The organism is Sphingomonas sp. Leaf208 (genome assembly GCF_001421415.1).
Classification (GTDB): Bacteria; Pseudomonadota; Alphaproteobacteria; order Sphingomonadales; family Sphingomonadaceae; genus Sphingomonas.
In genome coordinates this window covers 24,029-44,725 of record NZ_LMKH01000037.1, presented here as the reverse complement: position 1 = coordinate 44,725, position 20,697 = coordinate 24,029, and the positions used below count along the sequence as shown (strand labels likewise).

The 20,697-nt window shown below is 64.5% G+C and carries 19 protein-coding genes, 1 tRNA gene and 1 pseudogene; 15 read left to right on the top strand and 6 right to left on the bottom strand.

Annotated features, from left to right (window positions below; all coding sequences use genetic code 11):
- Positions 1 to 36: 36 nt before the first annotated feature.
- From ASE69_RS19620 to ASE69_RS19605, 4 genes are all read left to right on the top strand, one after another.
- Positions 37 to 1,518: a flavin-containing monooxygenase gene (locus ASE69_RS19620; protein ID WP_056490470.1), complete on the top strand. Its 1,482-nt coding sequence runs from the start codon at positions 37 to 39 to the stop codon at positions 1,516 to 1,518.
- Positions 1,519 to 1,963: 445 nt separating this feature from the next.
- A complete protein-coding gene (locus ASE69_RS19615; protein WP_235519004.1) occupies positions 1,964 to 3,316 on the top strand; it encodes an EAL domain-containing protein in 1,353 nt (450 codons plus the stop codon).
- Between the two features lie 149 nt (positions 3,317 to 3,465).
- Positions 3,466 to 5,796, top strand: a complete 2,331-nt coding sequence (locus ASE69_RS19610) for an ATP-binding protein (protein ID WP_235519003.1) — start codon at positions 3,466 to 3,468, stop codon at positions 5,794 to 5,796.
- A gap of 64 nt (positions 5,797 to 5,860) precedes the next feature.
- Positions 5,861 to 6,253, top strand: coding sequence for a response regulator (locus ASE69_RS19605; protein WP_056490464.1), 393 nt, complete (start codon positions 5,861 to 5,863; stop codon positions 6,251 to 6,253).
- On the opposite strand, the gene ASE69_RS19600 is transcribed toward ASE69_RS19605, so the two are convergent.
- Entirely contained in the window at positions 6,250 to 7,155 is a 906-nt protein-coding gene (locus ASE69_RS19600; protein ID WP_056490461.1) for a class I SAM-dependent methyltransferase, read from the bottom strand. The two genes, ASE69_RS19605 and ASE69_RS19600, sit on opposite strands and share 4 nt — an antisense overlap.
- A gap of 24 nt (positions 7,156 to 7,179) precedes the next feature.
- On the opposite strand from ASE69_RS19600, the gene ASE69_RS22275 reads away from it, so the two are divergent.
- From ASE69_RS22275 to ASE69_RS19580, 4 genes are read left to right on the top strand one after another with little or no spacing between them, the layout of a single operon-like run.
- Positions 7,180 to 7,902 (top strand): ComF family protein, encoded by a 723-nt coding sequence (locus ASE69_RS22275; RefSeq protein ID WP_156362428.1) that lies wholly within the window; start codon positions 7,180 to 7,182, stop codon positions 7,900 to 7,902.
- Between the two features lie 32 nt (positions 7,903 to 7,934).
- Entirely contained in the window at positions 7,935 to 8,189 is a 255-nt protein-coding gene (gene grxC, locus ASE69_RS19590) for a glutaredoxin 3 (RefSeq protein ID WP_056063132.1), read from the top strand.
- Entirely contained in the window at positions 8,189 to 9,016 is an 828-nt protein-coding gene (locus tag ASE69_RS19585; protein WP_056490457.1) for a carbon-nitrogen hydrolase family protein, read from the top strand. Before grxC ends, ASE69_RS19585 begins: the two co-directional genes overlap by 1 nt.
- Positions 9,013 to 9,444 (top strand): DUF1178 family protein, encoded by a 432-nt coding sequence (locus ASE69_RS19580; RefSeq protein ID WP_056490454.1) that lies wholly within the window; start codon positions 9,013 to 9,015, stop codon positions 9,442 to 9,444. The genes ASE69_RS19585 and ASE69_RS19580 overlap by 4 nt, the downstream gene beginning before the upstream one ends.
- 19 nt (positions 9,445 to 9,463) lie before the next feature.
- Here the strand turns inward: ASE69_RS19580 and ASE69_RS19575 are convergent.
- Positions 9,464 to 9,553: transfer RNA gene (locus ASE69_RS19575), tRNA-Ser, on the bottom strand.
- 129 nt (positions 9,554 to 9,682) lie between these two features.
- On the opposite strand from ASE69_RS19575, the gene ASE69_RS19570 reads away from it, so the two are divergent.
- Positions 9,683 to 9,946 carry a hypothetical protein gene (locus ASE69_RS19570; protein WP_056490451.1) on the top strand — a complete coding sequence of 88 codons (264 nt, stop codon included), beginning with the start codon at positions 9,683 to 9,685 and terminating at the stop codon, positions 9,944 to 9,946.
- Positions 9,947 to 9,949: 3 nt separating this feature from the next.
- Here the strand turns inward: ASE69_RS19570 and ASE69_RS22270 are convergent, their stop codons facing one another.
- Positions 9,950 to 10,105 (bottom strand): hypothetical protein, encoded by a 156-nt coding sequence (locus ASE69_RS22270; protein WP_156362427.1) that lies wholly within the window; start codon positions 10,103 to 10,105, stop codon positions 9,950 to 9,952.
- Between the two features lie 159 nt (positions 10,106 to 10,264).
- On the opposite strand from ASE69_RS22270, the gene ASE69_RS19565 reads away from it, so the two are divergent.
- Genes ASE69_RS19565 through ASE69_RS21590 form a run of 3 tightly spaced genes read left to right on the top strand, consistent with a single transcriptional unit; the run spans position 10,265 to position 12,697 of the window.
- Positions 10,265 to 11,374: an acyl-CoA dehydrogenase family protein gene (locus ASE69_RS19565; protein ID WP_056490448.1), complete on the top strand. Its 1,110-nt coding sequence runs from the start codon at positions 10,265 to 10,267 to the stop codon at positions 11,372 to 11,374.
- Complete coding sequence (locus tag ASE69_RS19560) at positions 11,365 to 12,117, top strand: PIG-L deacetylase family protein (protein WP_156362426.1); 753 nt, start codon at positions 11,365 to 11,367, stop codon at positions 12,115 to 12,117. The genes ASE69_RS19565 and ASE69_RS19560 overlap by 10 nt, the downstream gene beginning before the upstream one ends.
- Entirely contained in the window at positions 12,107 to 12,697 is a 591-nt protein-coding gene (locus tag ASE69_RS21590) for an SAM-dependent methyltransferase (protein WP_082453262.1), read from the top strand. Before ASE69_RS19560 ends, ASE69_RS21590 begins: the two co-directional genes overlap by 11 nt.
- A 510-nt stretch (positions 12,698 to 13,207) precedes the next feature.
- Here the strand turns inward: ASE69_RS21590 and ASE69_RS23095 are convergent.
- Positions 13,208 to 13,573 (bottom strand): annotated as a pseudogene (locus ASE69_RS23095) (glycosyltransferase); the annotation flags it as partial.
- Positions 13,574 to 13,620: 47 nt separating this feature from the next.
- Positions 13,621 to 15,768, bottom strand: coding sequence for a catalase (locus ASE69_RS19545; protein WP_082453261.1), 2,148 nt, complete (start codon positions 15,766 to 15,768; stop codon positions 13,621 to 13,623).
- 170 nt (positions 15,769 to 15,938) lie between these two features.
- On the opposite strand from ASE69_RS19545, the gene ASE69_RS19540 reads away from it, so the two are divergent.
- From ASE69_RS19540 to ASE69_RS19530, 3 genes are read left to right on the top strand one after another with little or no spacing between them, the layout of a single operon-like run.
- Positions 15,939 to 16,730 carry a glucose 1-dehydrogenase gene (locus tag ASE69_RS19540; RefSeq protein WP_056490434.1) on the top strand — a complete coding sequence of 264 codons (792 nt, stop codon included), beginning with the start codon at positions 15,939 to 15,941 and terminating at the stop codon, positions 16,728 to 16,730.
- Complete coding sequence (locus tag ASE69_RS19535) at positions 16,723 to 18,558, top strand: glycoside hydrolase family 15 protein (protein ID WP_056490431.1); 1,836 nt, start codon at positions 16,723 to 16,725, stop codon at positions 18,556 to 18,558. The genes ASE69_RS19540 and ASE69_RS19535 overlap by 8 nt, the downstream gene beginning before the upstream one ends.
- Before the next feature lie 28 nt (positions 18,559 to 18,586).
- On the top strand, positions 18,587 to 19,390 hold the full coding sequence (locus tag ASE69_RS19530; protein WP_056490429.1) for an SDR family NAD(P)-dependent oxidoreductase: 804 nt from the start codon (positions 18,587 to 18,589) through the stop codon (positions 19,388 to 19,390).
- Positions 19,391 to 19,561: 171 nt separating this feature from the next.
- Here the strand turns inward: ASE69_RS19530 and ASE69_RS19525 are convergent, their stop codons facing one another.
- The gene (locus tag ASE69_RS19525; protein WP_056490426.1) at positions 19,562 to 20,665 is read right to left on the bottom strand and encodes an NADH:flavin oxidoreductase/NADH oxidase; all 1,104 of its coding nucleotides are present in this window, start codon (positions 20,663 to 20,665) and stop codon (positions 19,562 to 19,564) included.
- Between the last annotated feature and the right edge of the window lie 32 nt (positions 20,666 to 20,697).

Below are 20,697 nucleotides of genomic sequence, written 5' to 3'. Positions count from 1 at the left end.
AACCTACGGCGTAACGCCGGGGCGCGAGGATGCAGCATGACCGAACATGTCGACGTGATCGTGGTGGGTGCCGGCATTTCCGGGATCGGCACCGGCTACCACCTCCAGACGCGTTGCCCCGACCGCAGCTACATGATCCTCGAGGGGCGGCAGTCGATGGGCGGGACATGGGACCTGTTCCGCTATCCCGGCATCCGCTCCGATTCGGACATGCACACGCTGGGATTCGTCTTCCACCCTTGGACGGCGGCCAAGTCGATCGCCGACGGCCCCTCGATCCGAGCCTATGTCGAGGAAACGGCGCAGGCGTACGGAATCGACCGAAAGATCCGCTACGGCCACCACGTAAAGTCCGCTGCGTGGTCGACCGAGGACGCGCGCTGGACCGTCGAAGCCACCGGCCCCGACGGTCCGATAACGTTGACCTGCAACTTCCTCTCGATGTGCGCGGGCTATTACAATTACGCCAAGGCCTATTCGCCCGAGTTCGAGGGGGCGGACAGTTTTGCCGGGCAGATCGTCCACCCGCAATTCTGGCCAGAGGACCTCGACTATAGCGGCAAGCGAGTCGTCGTGATCGGCAGCGGCGCGACCGCCGTGACGCTCGTGCCGTCGATGGCGAAGACCGCGGCGCACGTGACGATGCTCCAGCGCTCGCCGACGTATATCGTCGCGCGGCCGGGCGAGGACGGCGTGGCGAACTGGCTGCGCGGGAAACTGCCGGCAAAGGCTGCGTATGGCATCACGCGGTGGAAGAACGTGCTGATGGGGATGTTCTTCTACCGGATGGCACGGAAGAAGCCGGCTGTCGTGAAGGAGCGGATGATCGGCATGGTCCGCGACCATCTCGGCGCCGACTACGACGTCGCGACACACTTCACCCCGCGCTACAACCCGTGGGACCAGCGTGTCTGTCTGGTTCCCGACGGCGACCTGTTCACCGCGATCAATGCCGGCACAGCCTCGATCGTCACCGACACGATCGCGCGGATCACGCCTGACGGCATCCATCTTGATTCGGGGAAGGACCTGCCTGCCGACGTGATCGTCACCGCGACGGGCCTCGAACTGCAACTGATGAGCGGAGTGGCGTTCAGCCTCGACGGCAAGCCGATCGAACTCGCCGGCCGGCTACAGTACAAGGGCATGATGTTCGACGGCGTGCCGAACCTGTCCTCGACCTTCGGCTACACCAACGCGTCGTGGACGCTGAAGGCGGACCTGACGGCGATCTACATGTGCCGGCTGTTAAATACGATGAAGAAGCGCGGCCTGCGTCAGGCGACGCCGTTCAATGACGATCCGACGATGAAGAGCGAGTCGTTCCTCGATTTCACATCGGGGTACGTGCAGCGCGCCGCTGCGGCTTTACCGACGCAGGGAGAGCGCAAGCCGTGGAAGCTGAACCAGAATTACGCCCTGGACGTGCTCGCGCTCAAGTTCGGCTCGATCGATGATGCGATGCGGTTCTCCAACCCGGCGCGGGTCCCGGTGCGGCGGGAGGACGTTGCCGCCTGATGGAAATCTTGCAGGCCGGCATCTGCGATCAGGGTAGTGCCAAACGGCATCGACCGTGTCTGTAAGTCTATGTTCGTATGGTCGCGACGCTCGGGAATCTCGCGGCGAATGAATGTCGATCGACGAGTCACGGCAGCGGTGTCGTCTCGCTGTAGCATTGCCACCTTAGAGTGTCGGCTCGAACACCGAAACACGCTCTTATTCAGCGCGTCAGTGTCCGAGCCGATTCGGCATTCACCAGGGGCGAATGTTCTGGCCGTAGACCAGCGAGATAAGAAGATTCAGCATGTTTTTCTCCCTAATTGGCACCCGAAGATGCGCCCTCCGAGTATAGGTTAACGAAGCGTTAAACAATAACATTTGTAATTTGTTAACCATCTTTGTTCGACTGGTACATGCTAGGTGCTTAAGGGTATGTTTATGCGTCCGAGCTATCCGGTAAGGAATGAGGGACATTCCGCACGGTGAGTTCGAAGCCAGCCCGCACGTTGCGGCCATGCGCTTGCTGGATGCAGACTCGTCGGTCGAGCGTTCGCGCAACGCGATCTTCAAGGCATCGCAAGCTTCGTGGCGGTTCCTCGTGCTTGCCGAGATCTCTAATTTTTCTTTGCTACGCCGGCACTTGGGACGTCCGAGAGCGGACACCTTGATCGTCGATGTGGCGGCGCGAATCGCTGATACGTTGCCTGACGCTAGGATCGTGGTTGCGGGACGCGACTTGGCGGAGATCATTTTCGAGAGCGAGGCACGGCTGGCCTTGGACGTCGCTGTCGCCGCGCTGGAAGTCGCGTTCGAGGAACCGTTCGACATCGACGGGGAATCCTATGTCATCCACGTTCAGTTGGGCGCAGCCGCCGCGTCTGCGCACCGCGACGAGGTCCTGTTGATCGAGGAGGCCGAGCACGCGTTGCGGGAAGCGCGCGACGAACGCATTGCAATCGCGCGCGATGTGACCGGAACCCCAGCGGCAATGGATCGTGTCGAGCTGTCGCTGGACCTGACGCGTGCGATCGAGAAGGAGGAGCTGTTCCTTCAATACCAGCCTAAGGTTCACCTCCGCCGCCAGGAGGTTACGAGCGTCGAGGCACTGGTCCGCTGGAACCACCCGACGCGCGGGCTCGTGCTGCCCAACGACTTCATTCCTTTGGCCGAGGAATCGCGGGATATCGTCGCGCTCACATTGTGGACGATACGCCGTTCGATTGCCGATCAGAAAGCGCTGGCTGCGAGCGGTCACGACCTGCGAATCTTCATCAACATCGCGGGGGCATTGCTCGCCGACAAGCGCTTCGTTCGTCGCGCTTGCGAGCTGGTGCAGGCGAGCGGGGCGCAACTCGGGTTTGAGATCACCGAGACATCGGTCATCCGTGATCCGGAAAGTGCGATCGCGAATCTCAAGGTATTCGCGGATATCGGGATCGTTATAGCGATCGACGACTATGGGGCAGGCCTGTCGTCGCTGGCGTATCTGAAGCAGCTGCCGGCACGCGAACTGAAGATCGACAAGCTGTTCGTCACGCAACTCACCAGCTCGAATCGCGACCCATTGATCGTCCGGTCGACGATCGATCTCGCGCACGCGCTCGAGATGGAAGTCGTCGCTGAGGGCGTAGAGAGCCAAGCGGCGATGGCATTGTTGTCGGTGATGGGCTGCGACATGATCCAGGGTTTCCTGATCAGTCGACCGATCAATCTTGATGCGCTTATCCACTTTCTCGATGATGGAAAGTATCAGGCTATCGCGGCGGATATGCGCGCGCCGTTCAATCGGCTCGCGACCGTCTGGAAGCGTGCCTGACCGCAATGGCGCAACGCTGGATCGTAGCTGTTGCTGCCGTAGTTTTCGCGGTGATCGGACCGGCGGTATCCGGGCAATCCACCGCGGGTCAGGATAGCGATACCGTTGCCGTCAGGTACGAAGCTACCGTCGCCGATGTGAATGCGACGATGTTGATCGATCCTGCCAAGGCATTGCCGAAAGCGGTGGCTGCCGAACACCTTGCAGCGACGATCACCAACCAGAAGGCCCGTGGTATCGCGATCGCGAAGGCGCAATGGCTCCAAGGGGAATCGTATCTCCGGACGAACGATACCGACAAGGCCGACGCACCGATCCGCAGTGCGCTTGCCGCGGTAAAGACGTTTCAATCACAATCGAAGCTGCACGCCGACTTGTTGATTTCGATGGGCTGGCTAGATAGTTCACAAGGCCGCGCCGGCAGTGCGTTGATAGATTATCAAAGGGCGTTTGCGATTTATCGCAAGCTTGGAGATCTGCGTGGGCAATCGCGTACCTTGGTCTTCATCGCGATGCTCTATACCGAGGCCAAAGATCCGGATACTGCAGATAGATATTATCAGCAGGCTTTGGATATATATCACGCTGATGCCAATATTGCCGTATCAATTTATAACAATCGAGCTTTAGTACTGGCGGAGGACAAGCGGTTCAAGAAGGCGGCGGTCCTGTTCAAGAAGGCGCTCGATCTAGCTAAGCAGCTGAACAGCAAGAATTTGCTAGAACTCATCTACATGAATGTCGCGCGCGTGCAGTTGGCACTGGGCAATCTGGCGATAGCAGACCGTGCTATTGCGAGCGGACGGTCGATTGCCGACCCTGCCGATTCCAGTCTAGCCGGACGACTCACTGCAACCGCGGCGCAGTCTGCGCTGCAGCACGGTGACGTACCGCGCGCGCAACGGCTGATCGAAAGTGCATTGGCCGGAATTAATCCAACGACAACGGACACGGCGTACCGCGATGTTCATCTGACGGCGTATGATATCTTTACGGCGGCAGGCGACTCACCAGCAGCGCTCGTCCATCTCCAAGCCCTCAAGCGCCTTGACGACGCAGGCACCAAGCTCGCCACCGACACGAAGACCGCGCTGATGGCGGCGCGGTTCGATTTCGCTAATCAGGAGTTGAGGATCAGCCAGCTCAAGGCCAGCGAATTGCAGCGCAGCATCGCGTTCGAGCGCACGCAGGCGCGGACCCAGCGGAATATCTTCATCGCGACGGGCGCGGCGGTCGCGATCGTTATCGCGCTGTTGGCGATCGGGTTGGTTACGATCCGCCGCAGCCGGGATCAGGTCCGCGCCGCGAACGACGATCTCGCGGTGACGAACAGCGCGTTGAGCAAGGCGCTGGCCGCCAAGACCGAGTTCCTGGCCACGACCAGTCATGAAATCCGGACGCCGCTTAACGGTATTCTGGGTATGACTCAGGTGATGCTGGCGGACCCGAAGCTTCCGGCGGACATGCGCGATCGGCTTGGGGTGGTGCATGGCGCCGGGATCACGATGCGGGCGCTCGTCAATGACATCCTGGACATCGCCAAGATGGAAACCGGCAACCTGACGATCGAGGCTGCTGCGTTCGACGTCTGCGCGACAGTGAAGGACGCGGCGCGGATGTGGGAAGAGCAGGCGCGCGCGAAAGGCCTCTCCTTCACCGTCGATGTCGGCGGTTGCCCCGCGATGATCATGGGCGACGCCGCACGGGTTCGGCAGATCGTCTTCAATCTCCTGTCGAACGCGCTGAAGTTTACCAAGGCCGGCCATGTCGCGCTGAGCATCCAGGTCGGCGACGACGACCGGTTGCGTGTTGGCGTCACCGATTCCGGTATCGGTATTCCCGCCGACAAGATCGAGGAGATCTTCGAATCGTTCCGCCAAGCCGATGCCGGGACGACACGGCAATTCGGTGGTACTGGTTTGGGGCTGTCGATCTGTCGCAATCTGGCGCGTGCCATGGGCGGTGACGTGTCCGTCAGCAGCATCGTGGGGCAGGGGGCGACCTTCACTCTCGTCCTGCCGTTGGTCCGTGCCGTCTCGAAGGCGGTCGATATCGTCGAAACGGATACGCGACCGGGTACGCTCATCGTCGATCGCAACCCGATCACGCGCAGCATGTTCAAGACCTTGCTTGCACCGCACGGCGGCCCGATCACCTTCGCAGCGTCGGTAGAAGAAGCGGTCACGCGTCTTGCCGATGGCGACATCGCACGCGTGTTGATCGACGATGCGACGGTGCGTGTCGGCGACGACGCGCTGGGCGGGCTGTCTCGGGTTGCCGAGGCGGCGTATATTTCGGGTGCCGAAACGACGTTGCTGTGGCCTATTGCCGCAGAGGAAGAGCGTAAGGAACTGCTGGGTACGGGGATCACGCGGGTCGTCGCGAAGCCGGTGAGCGGAGGCACGCTGATTGCGAGAATGTTCGATGGATCGGTATCGACCAACGGCGTGAATCCCGACCTTGTATCGCATGCTGCATGAGGCGTAGAGGCGGCCATATGGCCACGATATATCCTCCTTTGATCTATGTTAAGCGGGGGGTGCGGTGAACGTTTTGTTCATCGAGGACGACCGGATGAACCGCCGCGTCGTCAAGGATATGCTCGACGTTGCCGGCGTGTCGATGGTCGAGGCGGAAAGCGCGGAGCGCGGTCTCGAAATCCTCGATGAACAGGAGTTCGCGATGATCCTTGTCGATCTGCGGATGCCGGGCATGGATGGCATCACCGCGATCCAGCATATCCGTGCTCGGGGCGACACCAAAGCCAAGGTGCCAATCATCGTCGTTACCGCGGATATCGCGCCCGATCTGCGGCAGCGCTGTCTTGCGGCGGGCGCGGACGACGTTATTTTCAAGCCGGTCGCGATGGATTCGCTGTTCGACGCGATGGGTATGATCCTGGCACGGGGCGCGGACGGCGACGGCCTGATCGTCTAGGCGTCGCTTTGACCGTGGCGCCCGAGCGCCGCGCCGAGCGATGCAGTCGCGCTGCCGCGTTTCGCTGGCTTGGGCTGAGACGGGTCTGGCGACCAGCCGGTCAGGAACACGATCTGGAATGTCTCGTGGGTCCGGCCACGATCGTCCGATGCGCTAGCGAAGGCAGCGGCGGTCCGTCCCACCGTCGCCGACACGAGAGGCTGGCGCTGGGCCAGGATGTTACCCGCCGCCATTCCGCGCAGATCACCGAGCAGCCGGCTGAGATCGCGGTAGCCGACGTCGAGCGTTTCGACATCGGCGACGGGCAAGGCGAACCCCGCCCGCATCAGCAGGTCGCCGGCGGATCGCACGTCGATCTGCGGGTGGAGACGCGCGGCGGGCCGCTCGCTTTCCGCGGACCTCAGTGCGCTGCGCAGGGCGGGCAGGCTCCCGGCACCGACGAACGCACCGAGAAACAGGCCGTCAGGACGCAGCACGCGGCGGATCAAGGCCAGCGCGCCGGGCAGGTCGTTGACCTGATCGAGTACGCCGGCGCTCACCACGAGATCGAACGAGCCATCGGCGAAGGGTAGGCGATCCTCGTCTGCCTGCACGCCGCCCGGCTTGGCGGCAAATGCGAACCCCGCATCGCAGCGTGCCACGCGGGCACCCGGCGGCGGGGTGAAGGCGCCGTCGAAACAACCGAGATCGAGGATGTCGGTAAAGTCGCGCGTCACTGCATCCAGTCGTTCCGCGATCCCGTCGAGCATCGTCGCGCGCAGGAAGTCGTGCTCGGCATAGCCAGGCGCGGCGCGATCCCGGCGGACACGGCGCGCGGCGCGGTCGAAGATCTCGGGGGCGGAGTTTTCTGAAACGATATCGGACACGTCTTCGCTTGTGCCGTGGTCGGTCGCCTCGGACAAGGGCTGGCACTCATGGGGGGCTGGATGAAGATACTCGCCCCGTTCCGCTTCATCGCCGGGATCGCCTTGCCGCCACGGTGCGCCGGTTGCGGCACGCCGGTTGCCGAGGATCACCGGTTTTGCGCGATTTGCTGGACCGGACTGCGGTTCCTGGGGCCGCCCCGGTGCGCCGGCTGCAACCAACCTTTCGCATTCGACCGCGGTGACGACGCACGATGTGCGGCATGCCTCGCCGATCCGCCGCGTCATGCCGGCGTCCGTGCGGCCGTCGCGTACGGTCCGATCGCGCGGACGCTGGCGCTGCGCCTGAAATATGGCGGGCGTATCGCCTTTGCGGAGACTATGGCGCGACAGATGCGGCGCTTGCTGCCGGACGAGGTCGACTTGCTGGTGCCGGTGCCGCTGCACCGCTGGCGAATATGGTCGCGCGGCTTCAACCAGGCGGCGCTGATCGCCGACGCCATTGCGAAGCTCTCCGGGGTAGGGCACGATCGCACCGTTCTGACGCGGCCCAGGCGAACGATCCTGTTGCGCGGACTTGGCGGACGACAGCGAGCAAAGGCGGTGTCCGGCGCGTTCGCGGTTACGGCGCGGGACCGCGTGCGGGGCAGGGCGATCGCGTTGGTGGACGACGTCTACACCAGTGGCGCGACCGCCGACGCGTGCACGCGCGCGCTGCTCAAGGCGGGCGCGCGATCGGTCGTGATCCTGTGCTGGGCGCGGGTCTTGCCGGCATCGGACGATTGACAACGGCAAACCGAGACCACATTTCCCGATTTATGGCTAAAGTCGAAATCTACACCAAGGCGTTCTGTCCGTATTGCACGCGCGCGCTGAAGCTCCTCGCATCGAAGGGGGTCGAGCCCGAACAGTTCGACGTCACGATGGGTGGCCCGAAAAAGGCCGAGATGGTCGAGCGGTCTGGCGGCCGTATGACGATGCCGCAGGTCTTCATCGACGGAAAGCACATCGGCGGATCCGACGATCTGGCGGCACTCGACGCGAAGGGCGGCCTCGACGCACTGCTCGCCTGATGGCGAAGATCGGCGTCCTCCAGATGACGAGCGGGATCGATCCCGCCGTCAACGCCGCGACGCTGGTTGATGCGATCAGGGACGCCGTAGCGGCGGGCGTGGAAATGCTGTTCACGCCCGAAATGTCGGGTCTGATCGATCGCGATCGGGCCCGCGCTGCCAACTCGATCGTCGCCGAGGATAATGACCCCGTGCTGGCGGCCGTCCGTGACGGTGCGGCATCGGCCGGCATTTGGGTCCACCTGGGATCGCTTGCGGTACGACGCGCGGACGGTAAATTCGCTAACCGTGGGTTCGTGATCGACCCGAGCGGCGCGATCCGCGCGCGCTACGACAAGCTTCATCTGTTCGACGTCGACCTCCCGTCCGGTGAAAGCTGGCGGGAATCGTCAGCCTATGTCGCGGGCGAGACGGCGACGGTCGTCGATACGCCCGCGGGCAAGCTCGGTACGTCGATCTGCTACGATCTCCGGTTTGCCGACCTCTATCGCGCGTTGAGCGATGCGGGCGCGACTATCCTGTCGGTCCCAGCGGCGTTCACGCGACCGACTGGCGCAGCGCATTGGGAAATCCTCTTGCGCGCGCGGGCGATCGAAGCAGGCGCGTTCGTCGTTGCAGCGGCGCAGACCGGCGTTCACGAGGACGGACGCGAAACCCACGGCCATTCGCTTGTGATTGATCCATGGGGCGATGTGCTGCTCGACATGGGTGAGGGCGCAGGGCTGGCGTTCGCGGAGATCGACGTCGCTCGGATCGAGGAGGTGCGGTCGCTTATTCCGGTCCTCGCGCACCGCCGGACGATTCCTCCGGTATCGACCGTCGGTTGATCGTCTTCGACCTGAAGTGCGGTGGTGGCCATGTGTTCGAGGCGTGGTTCGGATCGAGCGGCGCCTATGAAGAGCAACGCTCGGCGGGCCATGTCCGCTGTCCGGTTTGCGACGATGGCACGATCGCCAAGGCGGTGATGGCGCCCGCCATCTCGGCAAAGAGCAACAGCAAGGCGGCACCGCCGACCCCGGACGCGGTCAAGGTCGCGATGAAGATGCTTGCCACCCGGCAGGCAAAGGCGCTCGAGTCCTCGGAATGGGTCGGCACCGCGTTCGCCGACCGCGCCCGCGCGATGCATCTCGGGGACGAGAAACAGGCGACCATCCACGGTCAGGCGAGCCTTGCTGAGGCGAAGGCCCTTGTCGACGAAGGCGTTCCGGTTGCCCCGCTTCCCCTGCCAATCGTTCCACCGGGAAAAGTGAACTGATCCGCGGCTAACCGCGCCTTGGCGGAAGAGGTGGGATTCGAACCCACGGATGAGTTACCCCATCGCTGGTTTTCAAGACCAGTTCCTTAAACCACTCGGACACTCTTCCAACCTGTACCCGGCGAGCCGGGAGGACTGCGTCTAAGCGGAGAGCGTCGGGATCGCAACCGTTGCGATACGCCGTCTGTACGGTTGCATCAGATTGCGCGGAGAGTAGGTGGTCCGTTAGGCTGTTGGCATGGACCTAGACGCTATTTCGCACCACTTCTTCGGCACGACCGACATCGATACGCTTAGCTCAGGGGCTCTGGAGGCCGGTCGCGAGCGCGTTTCGATCGCGTTCGGTACCGAGCGGGATGCTGGGCGAAAATTCGCGCTTTGGGCCGTGTTGCGTGCGACCGGCGACGCGCTCGACCCGATGCGGGCGTTCAAGGATCCGCGTGAACAGCGTGCGGCTCAGATGTACGCATCCGCGATCGGAGCCGCCGACGCGGACGACTAATGGTCAGGCCGCGCGGCGTTCCACCAGCGCACGGTCGATCCGCCGGATCAGGTCCGCGATCGGCGGCATGTCGCTATCGCAACGACGCCCGCGAAGCGACGGCTGGTCGATCTGCATACGCTTGCCGAGCAGCGTAAAGACATCCTGTTTGCGTGCCATCGAGTCCGATCCTTACCGTTGGATGGGAGTATGCCGGCCAAGCGTTAACCAAAGGTTCGGCCGCGCGTCGGACGCGTAAATTAGTTCCGCTCTCCATGATGGCGATACGCAACGCTGGCGCCTGTCCCGCGTTCTGTGTGACGAAGCTGGCGTACCGCCATGGGTTTCACGGGGAGTCGGCCACTGACCACATATCCAACCGGCTGGACCGTTCTGGAGACCGTCCGGCACCTCGCCGCGGCATGGGATCAGGACAATTCGCACGAGACATTCCCGGCGGAGCGGATAGCCGACCTCCACGGCGCGGGCGCGCTGGCCGCGTTCAAGACGCTTGGCACGGGCGTGCAGACCGACGCGCTGCTCGACGTTCTGCGCGCGATCGGGGGCGCCGACCTCAGCCTCGGACGAGTATTCGAAGGGCATGTGAACGCCGTCCAGCTCGTCGCGACCTACGGCAACGACGCGCAGCGCAAGGCGCTCGATGCCGATCTCGCAGCGGGCAAGGTCTTCGGCGTCTGGAATACCGAACCGGCGCCGGGGCTCGCGATCCACGCCGCAGGCGACGATCGCTGGACGCTCGACGGTGCGAAGAGCTTTGCGACCGGGGCCGGGCATCTCGATCGCATCCTGGTGACCGCGCGCGACGCGAATGGCGACAAGCAGCTCGTGCTGGTCCGGATCGCGGGCGAGACTACGCGGACCGACAATTCCGGATGGCAGGTGCGCGGGATGCGGGGCACGTGCAGCGGGCGGTTCGACTTCACGGGTATGGAAATCGGCCGCGAAGGCGTGATCGGCGCGCCGAACGACTATGAACGCGAGCCACGCTTCAGCGCGGGCGCGTGGCGGTTTACGGCGGTCCAGCTCGGCGCGGTCGAGGCGCTCGTCCGGCATCTGCGCGATCACCTCGTCACGACCGGAAAGGGGGCGGACCCGATCCAGCGCGCGCGGTTTGCCGCCTGCCTGACCGAGACGCGGAGCGCAGGCTTGTGGGTGCGCCAGGCGGCGCATCTGGCCGAGGCGCAGGCGAGCGACGCCATCCCGCTGGTGCTGATGACGCGCGGCGTGGTCGAGGAGGCGGGCTTGAAAACGATGGAGGCGGCGGCGCGCTCGGTAGGTACTGCGTCGTTCTTCGCGGCCAGCCGGATCGACCGGATCACGCGCGATCTGGGGCTCTACCTGCGTCAGCCGGTCCCGGATCAGGCGCGCGACCGCGCGGCGGCGGCGTGGCTCGAGGATGACTGCTGGGGCGACGATCGGTGGTGGTAGCACCGGGCGGCAAGGCCTGGAGCAACCTTACGCGGCGCGCAGGGCGAATGACGGCCCAGACGGCTGCGGGGCAGGGGCCCTGGCTCGTGCTGGCGCCGCATCCTGACGACGAGACGCTCGGCTGTGGCGCGTTCATCGCCTCGGTAACGGCGGCTGGCGGCCGGGTTCATACGGCGTTCCTGACCGATGGCTCGGGATCGCATCCTGATGCGCCTGGCTGGACGGGAAAGCGGATCGCGGGGCTACGGCGCGGTGAGGCGCAGGCGGCGTTGACGGCCTTGGGTGGTCAGCATGACGCGCTCTATCTCGATTGGCCCGACGCGTCGCCGGCTTCGAACGGCGATCCGCTGTTCGTGCGTAGCGTCGATCGACTGGCCGCCTGGTGCAAAGCCCGCGGTGTCCGCCAGATTGTCGTGACATGGTCGGGCGAACCGCATTGCGACCACGAGGCCGCAGCCGCGCTCGCTGAGGCGGTGGCGAGCCGCGCGCGTTGCCGTCTCTGGCAGTATCTCGTCTGGGGCTGGACAGTCCCCGACCTGACCGAGCGCCTGCGCGGCGCGCGTGTGCTGTCGATCGCCACGGCATCCGGACGGCCCCGACAGCGTCGCGCAATGGCGTGCCATCGCAGCCAGCGCGGCGGGCGGATCGTGGGCGCGCGCGAGAACTTCCGGCTGCCCGGCGCGATGATGCGGCTGATGGACCGGCCGAACACCCTGTTGCTGGAGACTCGCGATGCGCCGTGAACACTCGATCGAGCCCGAATATTTCGAGGCGCTCTACAAGGACAAGGGCGACCCGTGGGCGTTCGAGACCAGCCCGTACGAGGCGGCGAAGTATGACGAGACACTGGCCGCGTTGCCGAAGGAGCGGTTCGAGAACGCGTTGGAGGTCGGCTGCGCGAACGGCGTCCTGACCGCGCGGCTCGGTGCCCGATGCGACGCGTTGCTCGCGCTCGATGTGTCGGAAACCGCGGTGGCGGCGGCGCGGGCACGGTGCGCGGACCAGCCGCATATCCGCATCGAGCAACGCCGACTTCCCGAAGACGCTCCCGCAGGTATGTTCGACCTGATCCTGCTGTCGGAGGTGGTGTATTACTGGGACAGCGCCGACATCGTCCGGCTGGCCGCGTACGTCCGCTCGGTGGCAGCGTCAGGCGGGTATGTGATGCTGGTCCACTGGATCGGCGAGACCGACTATCCCAAAAGCGGGGACGATGCCGTCGCCGAACTGCACGCCGCGCTCGGGCCCCGCGTCACGGTCGTTCGCAGCGATCGGCACGAAGCGTATCGTCTCGACCTCTGGCGACTGGAAGACGCGGGTTAGGCGGATCAGCGTCTGCGCCTCGCGGATCGCATCGGGCAATGTCGCGAAGCTGAGCTGGTCGCCTGGGTTCGCGGAGGCGGGATTTAGCGCCGCGGTCACCGCATACGTCTCGTGGAGCGGCGCATCGACCGGCTGGTCGATCCACCGCGCGACCGCGTCCGCCATGCCACCCGGCGCACGGCCAGAAATTCTGCACGACGTGAAGACGCGGACGTCGAGCGGGTGCCGAACCTGCCCACCATGCGCACGGATCCGGTCGAACAGGGCGCGGTCCTCGGCAACGGGAGGAGTGGGGGCGCCACCGATCCGGCGGTACATCGCGTAGGTCACCGCAATACTCGCGCCGCCTTCATAGAAATGGCGCGGCCAGGGATCATGCGGTTCGGTCTCGGCGCGCGCGCGGAGATAATCGAGCGCCGTATAATAGCGCCCGAGCTGATCGAGCCGCCGCCGTGCCGCCGCGCCAAGGCTTGCACGGTCGGACCGAAGCGTCAGCGCGCGCCCGGCTACCGCGTCGTTACCCGCATCGACATGCGCGACGATCCGCACGATCCAGTCCGCGGAGACGTTCGTGTCCGCATCGGTCGACAGTAGAAGATCGGTGGGATGCTTGAGCAGCGCGGCGCCAGCGTCGAGCGCAAGGCGGCGTGCCCAACCGGCGTGGCGCGCGCCCGGTAAAAGCGAAACGGCCGACCATGCGATCGTCGCATGCGTCGGCCGCCAGTTCGTCAGGATATCGATCGTGCCGTCGGTGCAGTCGTTCGCCATCGCAACGATGACGACCTTGCCGCCGTAGCGCCCCGCCGCACGATCCAGCGCGTCGAGGCAGCCGAGCAGATACTGATCTTCGTTCTTGACCGGAATGGCGATCGCCACCGCACGCTTAGCGTACGGTGGCGACGACCCGGGTTTGAACGAAGCGATCAAGCCGCCTCGGGGTTTTCGAACGCTGGTGCGTCGAGATCGACGTTCAGTTCGCGCTCCCAGATGCGGAGCTTGCCGAGCGTCTTGAGGAACGCGTCGACATCCCCCTTGTCGCCCAGCGCGATCACGCCGTCGTCCATGTCCTCGTCCTCGATGCCGGCCTTTTCGAGGAACGGCTTCGCGTCGGCGTTGAAGCCGATGAACTTGGCATGCCCGAAAGCGTCGCTGACGAAGTCCTTGGCGGTCTTGTCTTTGCCGAGCTTCTTAGCCCCGTCCGCCGACACCACGATCGCGACGGCATCGTAGAGCACCGACGGCGCGCCATCGATCTTCTGCTTGCCCTCCGCGAGCGTCCCGTCGTCGAGCGTCGCACCGGCAACCTTCGGTGCGATGATCTCGTACGTGGCCTTCGCCGCGACGATCCCGTCGACCAGGGCCTGCACGATCGCTGCCGGAGCACCGTCGGTAACAAGGATGCCGAGCTTGCGACCCTCGAAGCTGCCGCTGGTGTTCTTCAGGATGCTGAGGGCATCCGAAGCCGGCAGGTCGGTCCGCGTCTCGACCGCAGCCTTGGCCTTTGGCGGCATCGCCTTGAGCCCGAGACCGGTCGCAACCGTCTTCGCCAGCTTCTCGTCGATGTTGAGCAGATGCCCGACCATCAGTTCGCGGATATCGACCCGCTCGACCTTCGACAGCTCGAACGTCAGCGCATCGCCGATGTGCTTCTGCTCGATTGCGGTCTGGCTGATGAAGAACTGGCGCGCCTGGCTGTAGTGGTCGGCGAACGTCGCCGATCGCACCTGCGCCTTGCGTCCCGTCTCCTGCGACGGGAAGTGCTTGTAGCCCTTCGACGGGCTCTCGCGCGGCGTACCCGCCCAGCTGTTCGGCTCATAGTTCGCACGACCCTTGCGGGCATGCATCGCCATGTGACCGTCCTGCTGGTAATTGTTCACCGGGATCTTCGGCGCGTTGATCGGAATATGCGTGAAGTTGGGGCTGCCGAGGCGCTTCAGCTGCGTATCGAGATACGAGAAGTTGCGGCCCTGCAGCAGCGGATCGTTGGTGAAGCCGATCCCCGGCACGACGTTTTGCGTGCAGAACGCGACCTGCTCGGTCTCGGCGAAGAAATTGTCGACCAGGCGATCGAGCTTGAAGCTGCCGATGATGCGGACCGGGATCTGCTCCTCGGGAATGACCTTGGTCGCATCGAGCACGTCGAACTCGAAATTGTCGGCGAACTCGTCGTCGAACAACTGCACGCCCATGTCCCACTCTGGGAAATTGCCCTGATCGATCGAGTCCCAAAGATCGCGACGATGGAAGTCGGGGTCGGCACCGTTGATCTTGACCGCCTCGTTCCACGCGACCGACTGAAGGCCCAGCTTCGGCTTGAAGTGGAACTTGACGTACGTGCCCTTGCCCTCGGCATTGACGAGGCGGAACGTGTGTACGCCGAAACCCTCGACGAAGCGGAAGCCGCGCGGGATGGTGCGGTCGGACATAATCCACATGACCATGTGCATAGATTCCGGGGTCAGGCTGATGAAGTCCCAGAAATTGTCATGCGCGGTCTGCGCCTGCGGGAAGCCCCGGTCGGGCTCCTGCTTGGCGGCATGGATCAGGTCGGGGAACTTGATCGCGTCCTGGATGAAGAACACCGGGATGTTGTTCCCGACGACGTCCCAGTTACCCTCCTTGGTGTAGAACTTGACCGCGAAGCCGCGTACGTCGCGTGCGAGATCGGCCGAGCCCTTGTTGCCCGCGACCGTCGAGAAACGAAGGAACATCGGCGTCTGCTCGCCGACTTCGGTCAGGATGCCGGCGCTGGTGAACTCTTCCAGGCTCTCGGTCAGCGTGAACGTGCCGTGCGCGCCATAGCCGCGCGCATGGACGACGCGCTCGGGGATACGCTCGTGATCGAAGTGGAAGATCTTCTCGCGGAAGTGGAAATCCTCGAGCAGAGTCGGCCCGCGATCGCCAACCTTGAGCGAATTCTGGTCGTCGAACACCGGGATGCCCTGCTGCGTCGTCAGCACGTCGCCGTCGCCGCTGGCGACCTGATGGAGTTCGCCGCCTTCGCCGATCAGCGTCTCGAATTTGGCGCCCTGCGGTGGCGTGCCGGTATCCTTGGCGATGGTCTTGGTCATGTGCCGTCCTCGTAGCTTCTCAGGACCCACAGCGCGCGGGACGCGCTAAGAGTTGCACCGGAAACGGTGACTTAATGCAGATCAGCAAGATTGCGGGGAGAGGGCGTGAGCAGGGAGAAATGCCGGAGGGCGCGCGTTAAGCCGCGATAATCCCCAGCGAAAGACCAGCCATGCACATCGACCTGACAGGCCAGGCCGCGATCGTTACCGGCGCGAGCTCCGGCCTCGGCCGCGCCTCCGCCATCGCTTTTGCGAAGGCGGGCGCGAAGGTCGCGGTCAATTACAACAGCAGTGCGGACAAGGCGCGCGAGGTGGTCGAGGCGATCGAGCAGGCCGGCGGTGAAGCGTTCGCCTGCGAAGCAGATACGTCGGACGAGGCGGCGGTACTGAAATTGTTTGACGAGACGGTCGAGCGGTTCGGCGGGGTCGACATCGTCTTCGCCAACGCCGGGATGCAGAAGGACGCGGCCTATGCCGACCTGACGCTGGAGGACTGGAAGCGAGTCATCGACGTCAATTTGACCGGCCAGTTCCTCGTCTCGCGCGAAGCCGTGCGGCGGTTCCGCAAGCAGGGCGACCGCGGTGTCAGCCGATCGATCGGAAAGATCCTGTTCATGAGTTCTGTGCACGAGGTCATCCCCTGGGCGGGCCATGCCAATTACGCCGCGTCGAAGGGCGGCAGCGGGATGCTGATGCGCACGCTCGCGCAGGAAATCGCCGGCGACCGCATCCGCGTGAACGGCATCGCCCCCGGTGCGATCGCGACCGAAATCAACGAGGACGCGACCGCCGACCAGGACAAGCTGCTCGAACTGATCCCCTACGGCCGCATCGGCGACCCCGAGGACGTCGCCCGTGCGGCCCTGTTCCTGGTGTCGGACGCAGCGGACTATATCGTCGGATCGACGATCACCATCGATGGCGGCATGAGCCTGTATCCCGGCTTCCGCGATAATGGCTGACCATGGGGATAAGCACGCCATATCGATCGCGGATCACGGCGCGATCGGTAATCTGGAGACGATCGCGCTGGTCGATACGGCGGGCACGATCGACTATCTCTGCTGGCCGTGCCTCGATAGCGCGTCGGTCTTCGCGCGGCTGCTCGACGGCGACAAAGGCGGTCATTTTTCGGTCGAGCCCGACCTGCCCGACGCAAACATCGTCCAGATGTACCTGCCCGAGACCAACATCCTACTGACCCGCTGGATGGCGAATGCCGCGAGTGTCGACTTGGTCGACCTCATGCCGGTCGGCAACGACAAGGACGACGCGCCGTCGCGGCTGGTCCGTCGGCTGACCTGCACGCGCGGATCGGCGAGGGTCCGCGTCCGGTGCGCCCCGCGGTTCGACTATGGCGTGATGGGACGCATGGCCTCCGTCACGACGTCGGAGGCGGACGTATCGCGCGGGCGGTTCGATCACGAAAGCGGTCTTGCGCTCGCGGTTCACGGTGCCGCGACGCTCGTCGCAGACGGCTGCGACCTGACCGCCGAGATCCACCTGACCGAAGGCGACACCGTCTCGCTGATCCTCAGCAACCCCGACGACGTTTCGCTCGATACCGAGACGCTCGATGCGATCGTCGAGAAGGACATCGCCTATTGGCGCGCCTGGAGCCGCAAGTCTCGCTACCGCGGCCGCTGGCGCGAGACCGTCGAGCGCTCGGCGATGGCATTGAAACTGCTCACCTCGCGCAAGCACGGCTCGATCGCCGCCGCCGCGACTTTCGGCCTGCCCGAAGCGCATGGTGGCGTGCGAAACTGGGATTACCGCGCGACGTGGGTCCGCGACTCATCCTTCATCGTGTATGCCTTGCTCCGGCTCGGCTATCAGGGCGAGGCAGTCGGCTTCCTCCACTGGGCGATGGACCGCGCGCAGGCGTGTTCGAAGGGTCATCTCGGCGTCATGTACGCGCTCGACGGCGGCGAGATCGCCGACGAACGCAAGCTCGACCTTGCCGGGTTCGAGGGCGCGACCCCGATCGTCGTCGGCAACGAGGCGAAGGACCAGACGCAGCACGACATCTACGGCGCGCTGCTCGATGCGACCTATCTGGGCAGCAAATACGGCGAGCCGATCGCGCATGACTCATGGGTCGCGATCGGGCGGATCGTCGATCAGGTCTGCGAGACGTGGGACACACCGGACTCGGGCATCTGGGAAGTCCGCGGGCCGAAGAAGCATTATCTCCATTCGCGACTGATGAGCTGGGTCGCGGTCGATCGCGCGGTGCGGCTGGCGCAGAAGCGTTCGCTCCCCGCGCCGTTGGTCCGCTGGTCGGAGACGCGGACGGCGATCCACGACGATATCTGGGCGAACTTCTGGAACGACGATCTTGGCCGGTTCGTCCGCGCGATCGGCGATGCGCCGGATGATCTGGCGGTCGACGGCGCGTTGCTGATGATGCCGCTGGTCCGCTTCGTCGGCGCGACCGATCCCAAGTGGCTCGCGACGCTGGAGGCGATTGGCGAGGATCTGTCCGACGATGGGCAGGTCTATCGCTACCGGATCGACGACGGCCTGCCGGGGCAGGAGGGGACGTTCGTCGCCTGCTCGTTCTGGTACGTCGAATGCCTCGCGCGAGCAGGGCGCCTCGACGAGGCGCGGCTGAACTTCGAGAAGCTGCTCGCGCATGGCAACCATCTCGGCCTGTTCGCCGAGGAGATCGCGCAGGACGGCAGCTTCCTCGGCAATTTCCCGCAAGGCTTCAGCCACTTGGCGCTCATCAGCGCGGCCTTCTACCTCGACCGTGCGCTCGACAGCGACGGGCCGCGGGAATGGGCATGACAATTTTCACTGACGTAAGGACGACAGCATGAACCTCGATATTACAGGCAAGATCGCGCTCATCACCGGCGCGGACAGCGGCATGGGCAAGGAAACCGCCCGGATGCTGCTCCAGGAAGGCGTCCGCGTCGCAATCACCGACCAACCCGGCGGCGATCTCGACGCGAGTGTCGAAGACCTTAAGGCGCACGGCGAAGTGATTGCGGTCGAGGCGGATCTGACCAAGCTCGACGACGTGAAGGCCTTGTTCGCCAAGGTCCGCGAACAGCTCGGCGATCCGGACATCCTGGTCAACTGCGCAGGCGTGACCGGCGCAACCGGCGACTTCCTTGAAGTTGATGATGAAGGCTGGCAGTCAACGCTCGACATCAACCTGATGGGCGCGGTGCGCGTCTGCCGCGAGGCGATCCCGGCGATGCGCGCCGCGAAATGGGGCCGCATCGTGCTGATGAGCTCCGAGGATGCGGTGCAGCCCTATGTCGACGAGCTCGCCTATTGTGCGTCGAAGGCGGGGATCTCCAGCCTGTCGAAGGGGCTGTCGAAGGCCTATGGGTGCGACAACGTGCTGGTAAACACCGTCTCGCCCGCGTTCATCGCGACGCCGATGACTGACAAGATGATGCAGAAGCGTGCCGACGAGAAGGGCACGAGCTTCGACGAGGCGATCGAGACGTTTCTCGAGGAGGAGCGCCCGGGGATGACCCTGAAGCGTCGCGGGACGTCGGAAGAGGTCGCGTCGGCGATCGTGTTCCTGTGCTCGGAACGTGCGAGCTTTATCAACGGTGCGGATATCCGAGTGGATTCGGGTTCGGTGATGACCGTCGCGGGGTGAACGCTCAGGCATCGCTAGAGCGTAACGAAGAAATCCTCCCCCGCCAGGGGGAGGTGGCAGGCGCAGCCTGACGGAGGGGGAGGCAGGCAAAACCTCTGTTCCGTGTCCTCCCCCTCCGTCGCTCCGCGCCACCTCCCCCTGGCGGGGGAGGATCGTGGAAGCAGAGGCTGCTTACCCCTCGAACAAATCCTTAAACTGCCGCGGCTGCGACCGGAGATACTGCTTCGGCGCCTTCACCTTACCCCCAAGATGCGCCGCCGCATGCCAGGGCCAGCGCGGATCGTAAAGGATCGTTCGAGCCAGCGCGATCATGTCCGCATTGCCCGTCCCGACGATCGCCTCGGCCTGCTCGAAATCGGTGATCAGCCCGACCGCGACGACCGGGATCGACACCGCCTGCTTCACCGCCCGCGCGAGCGGCACCTGATAGCTCGGTCCGACCGGGATCTGCTGCTCGGGCGTGATCCCACCGCTCGATACGTGGATCGCACTACACCCACGCGCCTCCAGAGCCTTCGCGAACGCCACCGTCTGCTCCGAATCCCAGCCGCCTTCGACCCAGTCGGTCCCCGATACACGCATCGTCACCGAGCGTTCGGCCGGAAACGCAGCCCGAACCGCATCGTAAACCTCCAGCGGGAAGCGCATCCGGTTCTCCAGGCTGCCGCCATACGCATCCTCGCGCCGGTTCGACAGCGGCGACAGGAACTCGTGCAGCAGATACCCATGCGCCGAATGCAGCTGGATCGCATCGATCCCCAACCGAGTAGCACGCACTGCGGCCGCCGCAAACGCATCGCGCACCCGCGCCAGCCCCTGCGCGTCGAGCGCCACCGGCGCGTTATCGTCGCGCAGGAACGGGACTGTCGAAGGCCCCTCGGTCTGCCACCCGTTCGGCTCGCCCGGCGCGATCTGGAGTCCACCCTTCCACGGCACCTCGCACGATGCCTTGCGCCCGGCATGCGACAACTGGATCGCGATCGGCATGTCCGACCAGCGCCGCACGCTCTCGATCACCCCAGCCATCGCCGCCTCGGTCGCATCGTCGTACAGCCCGACGTCGCCATAGGTGATCCGCCCTTCCGGCAGCACCGCGCTCGCCTCGATCGTCAACAGCGCCGCGCCGGACAGCGCAAGCTGCCCAAGATGGATCTGGTGCCAGTCGTTCATGCAGCCGTTGGTCGCCGAGTACTGGCACATCGGCGCGATCACGATCCGGTTGGCGAGCTTGAGGTTGCCGACCTTGAGCGGCTCGAACAGTTTCGGGCCGCTCATGCGAGGATCGATCGGATGGTGTAAGGCATGTG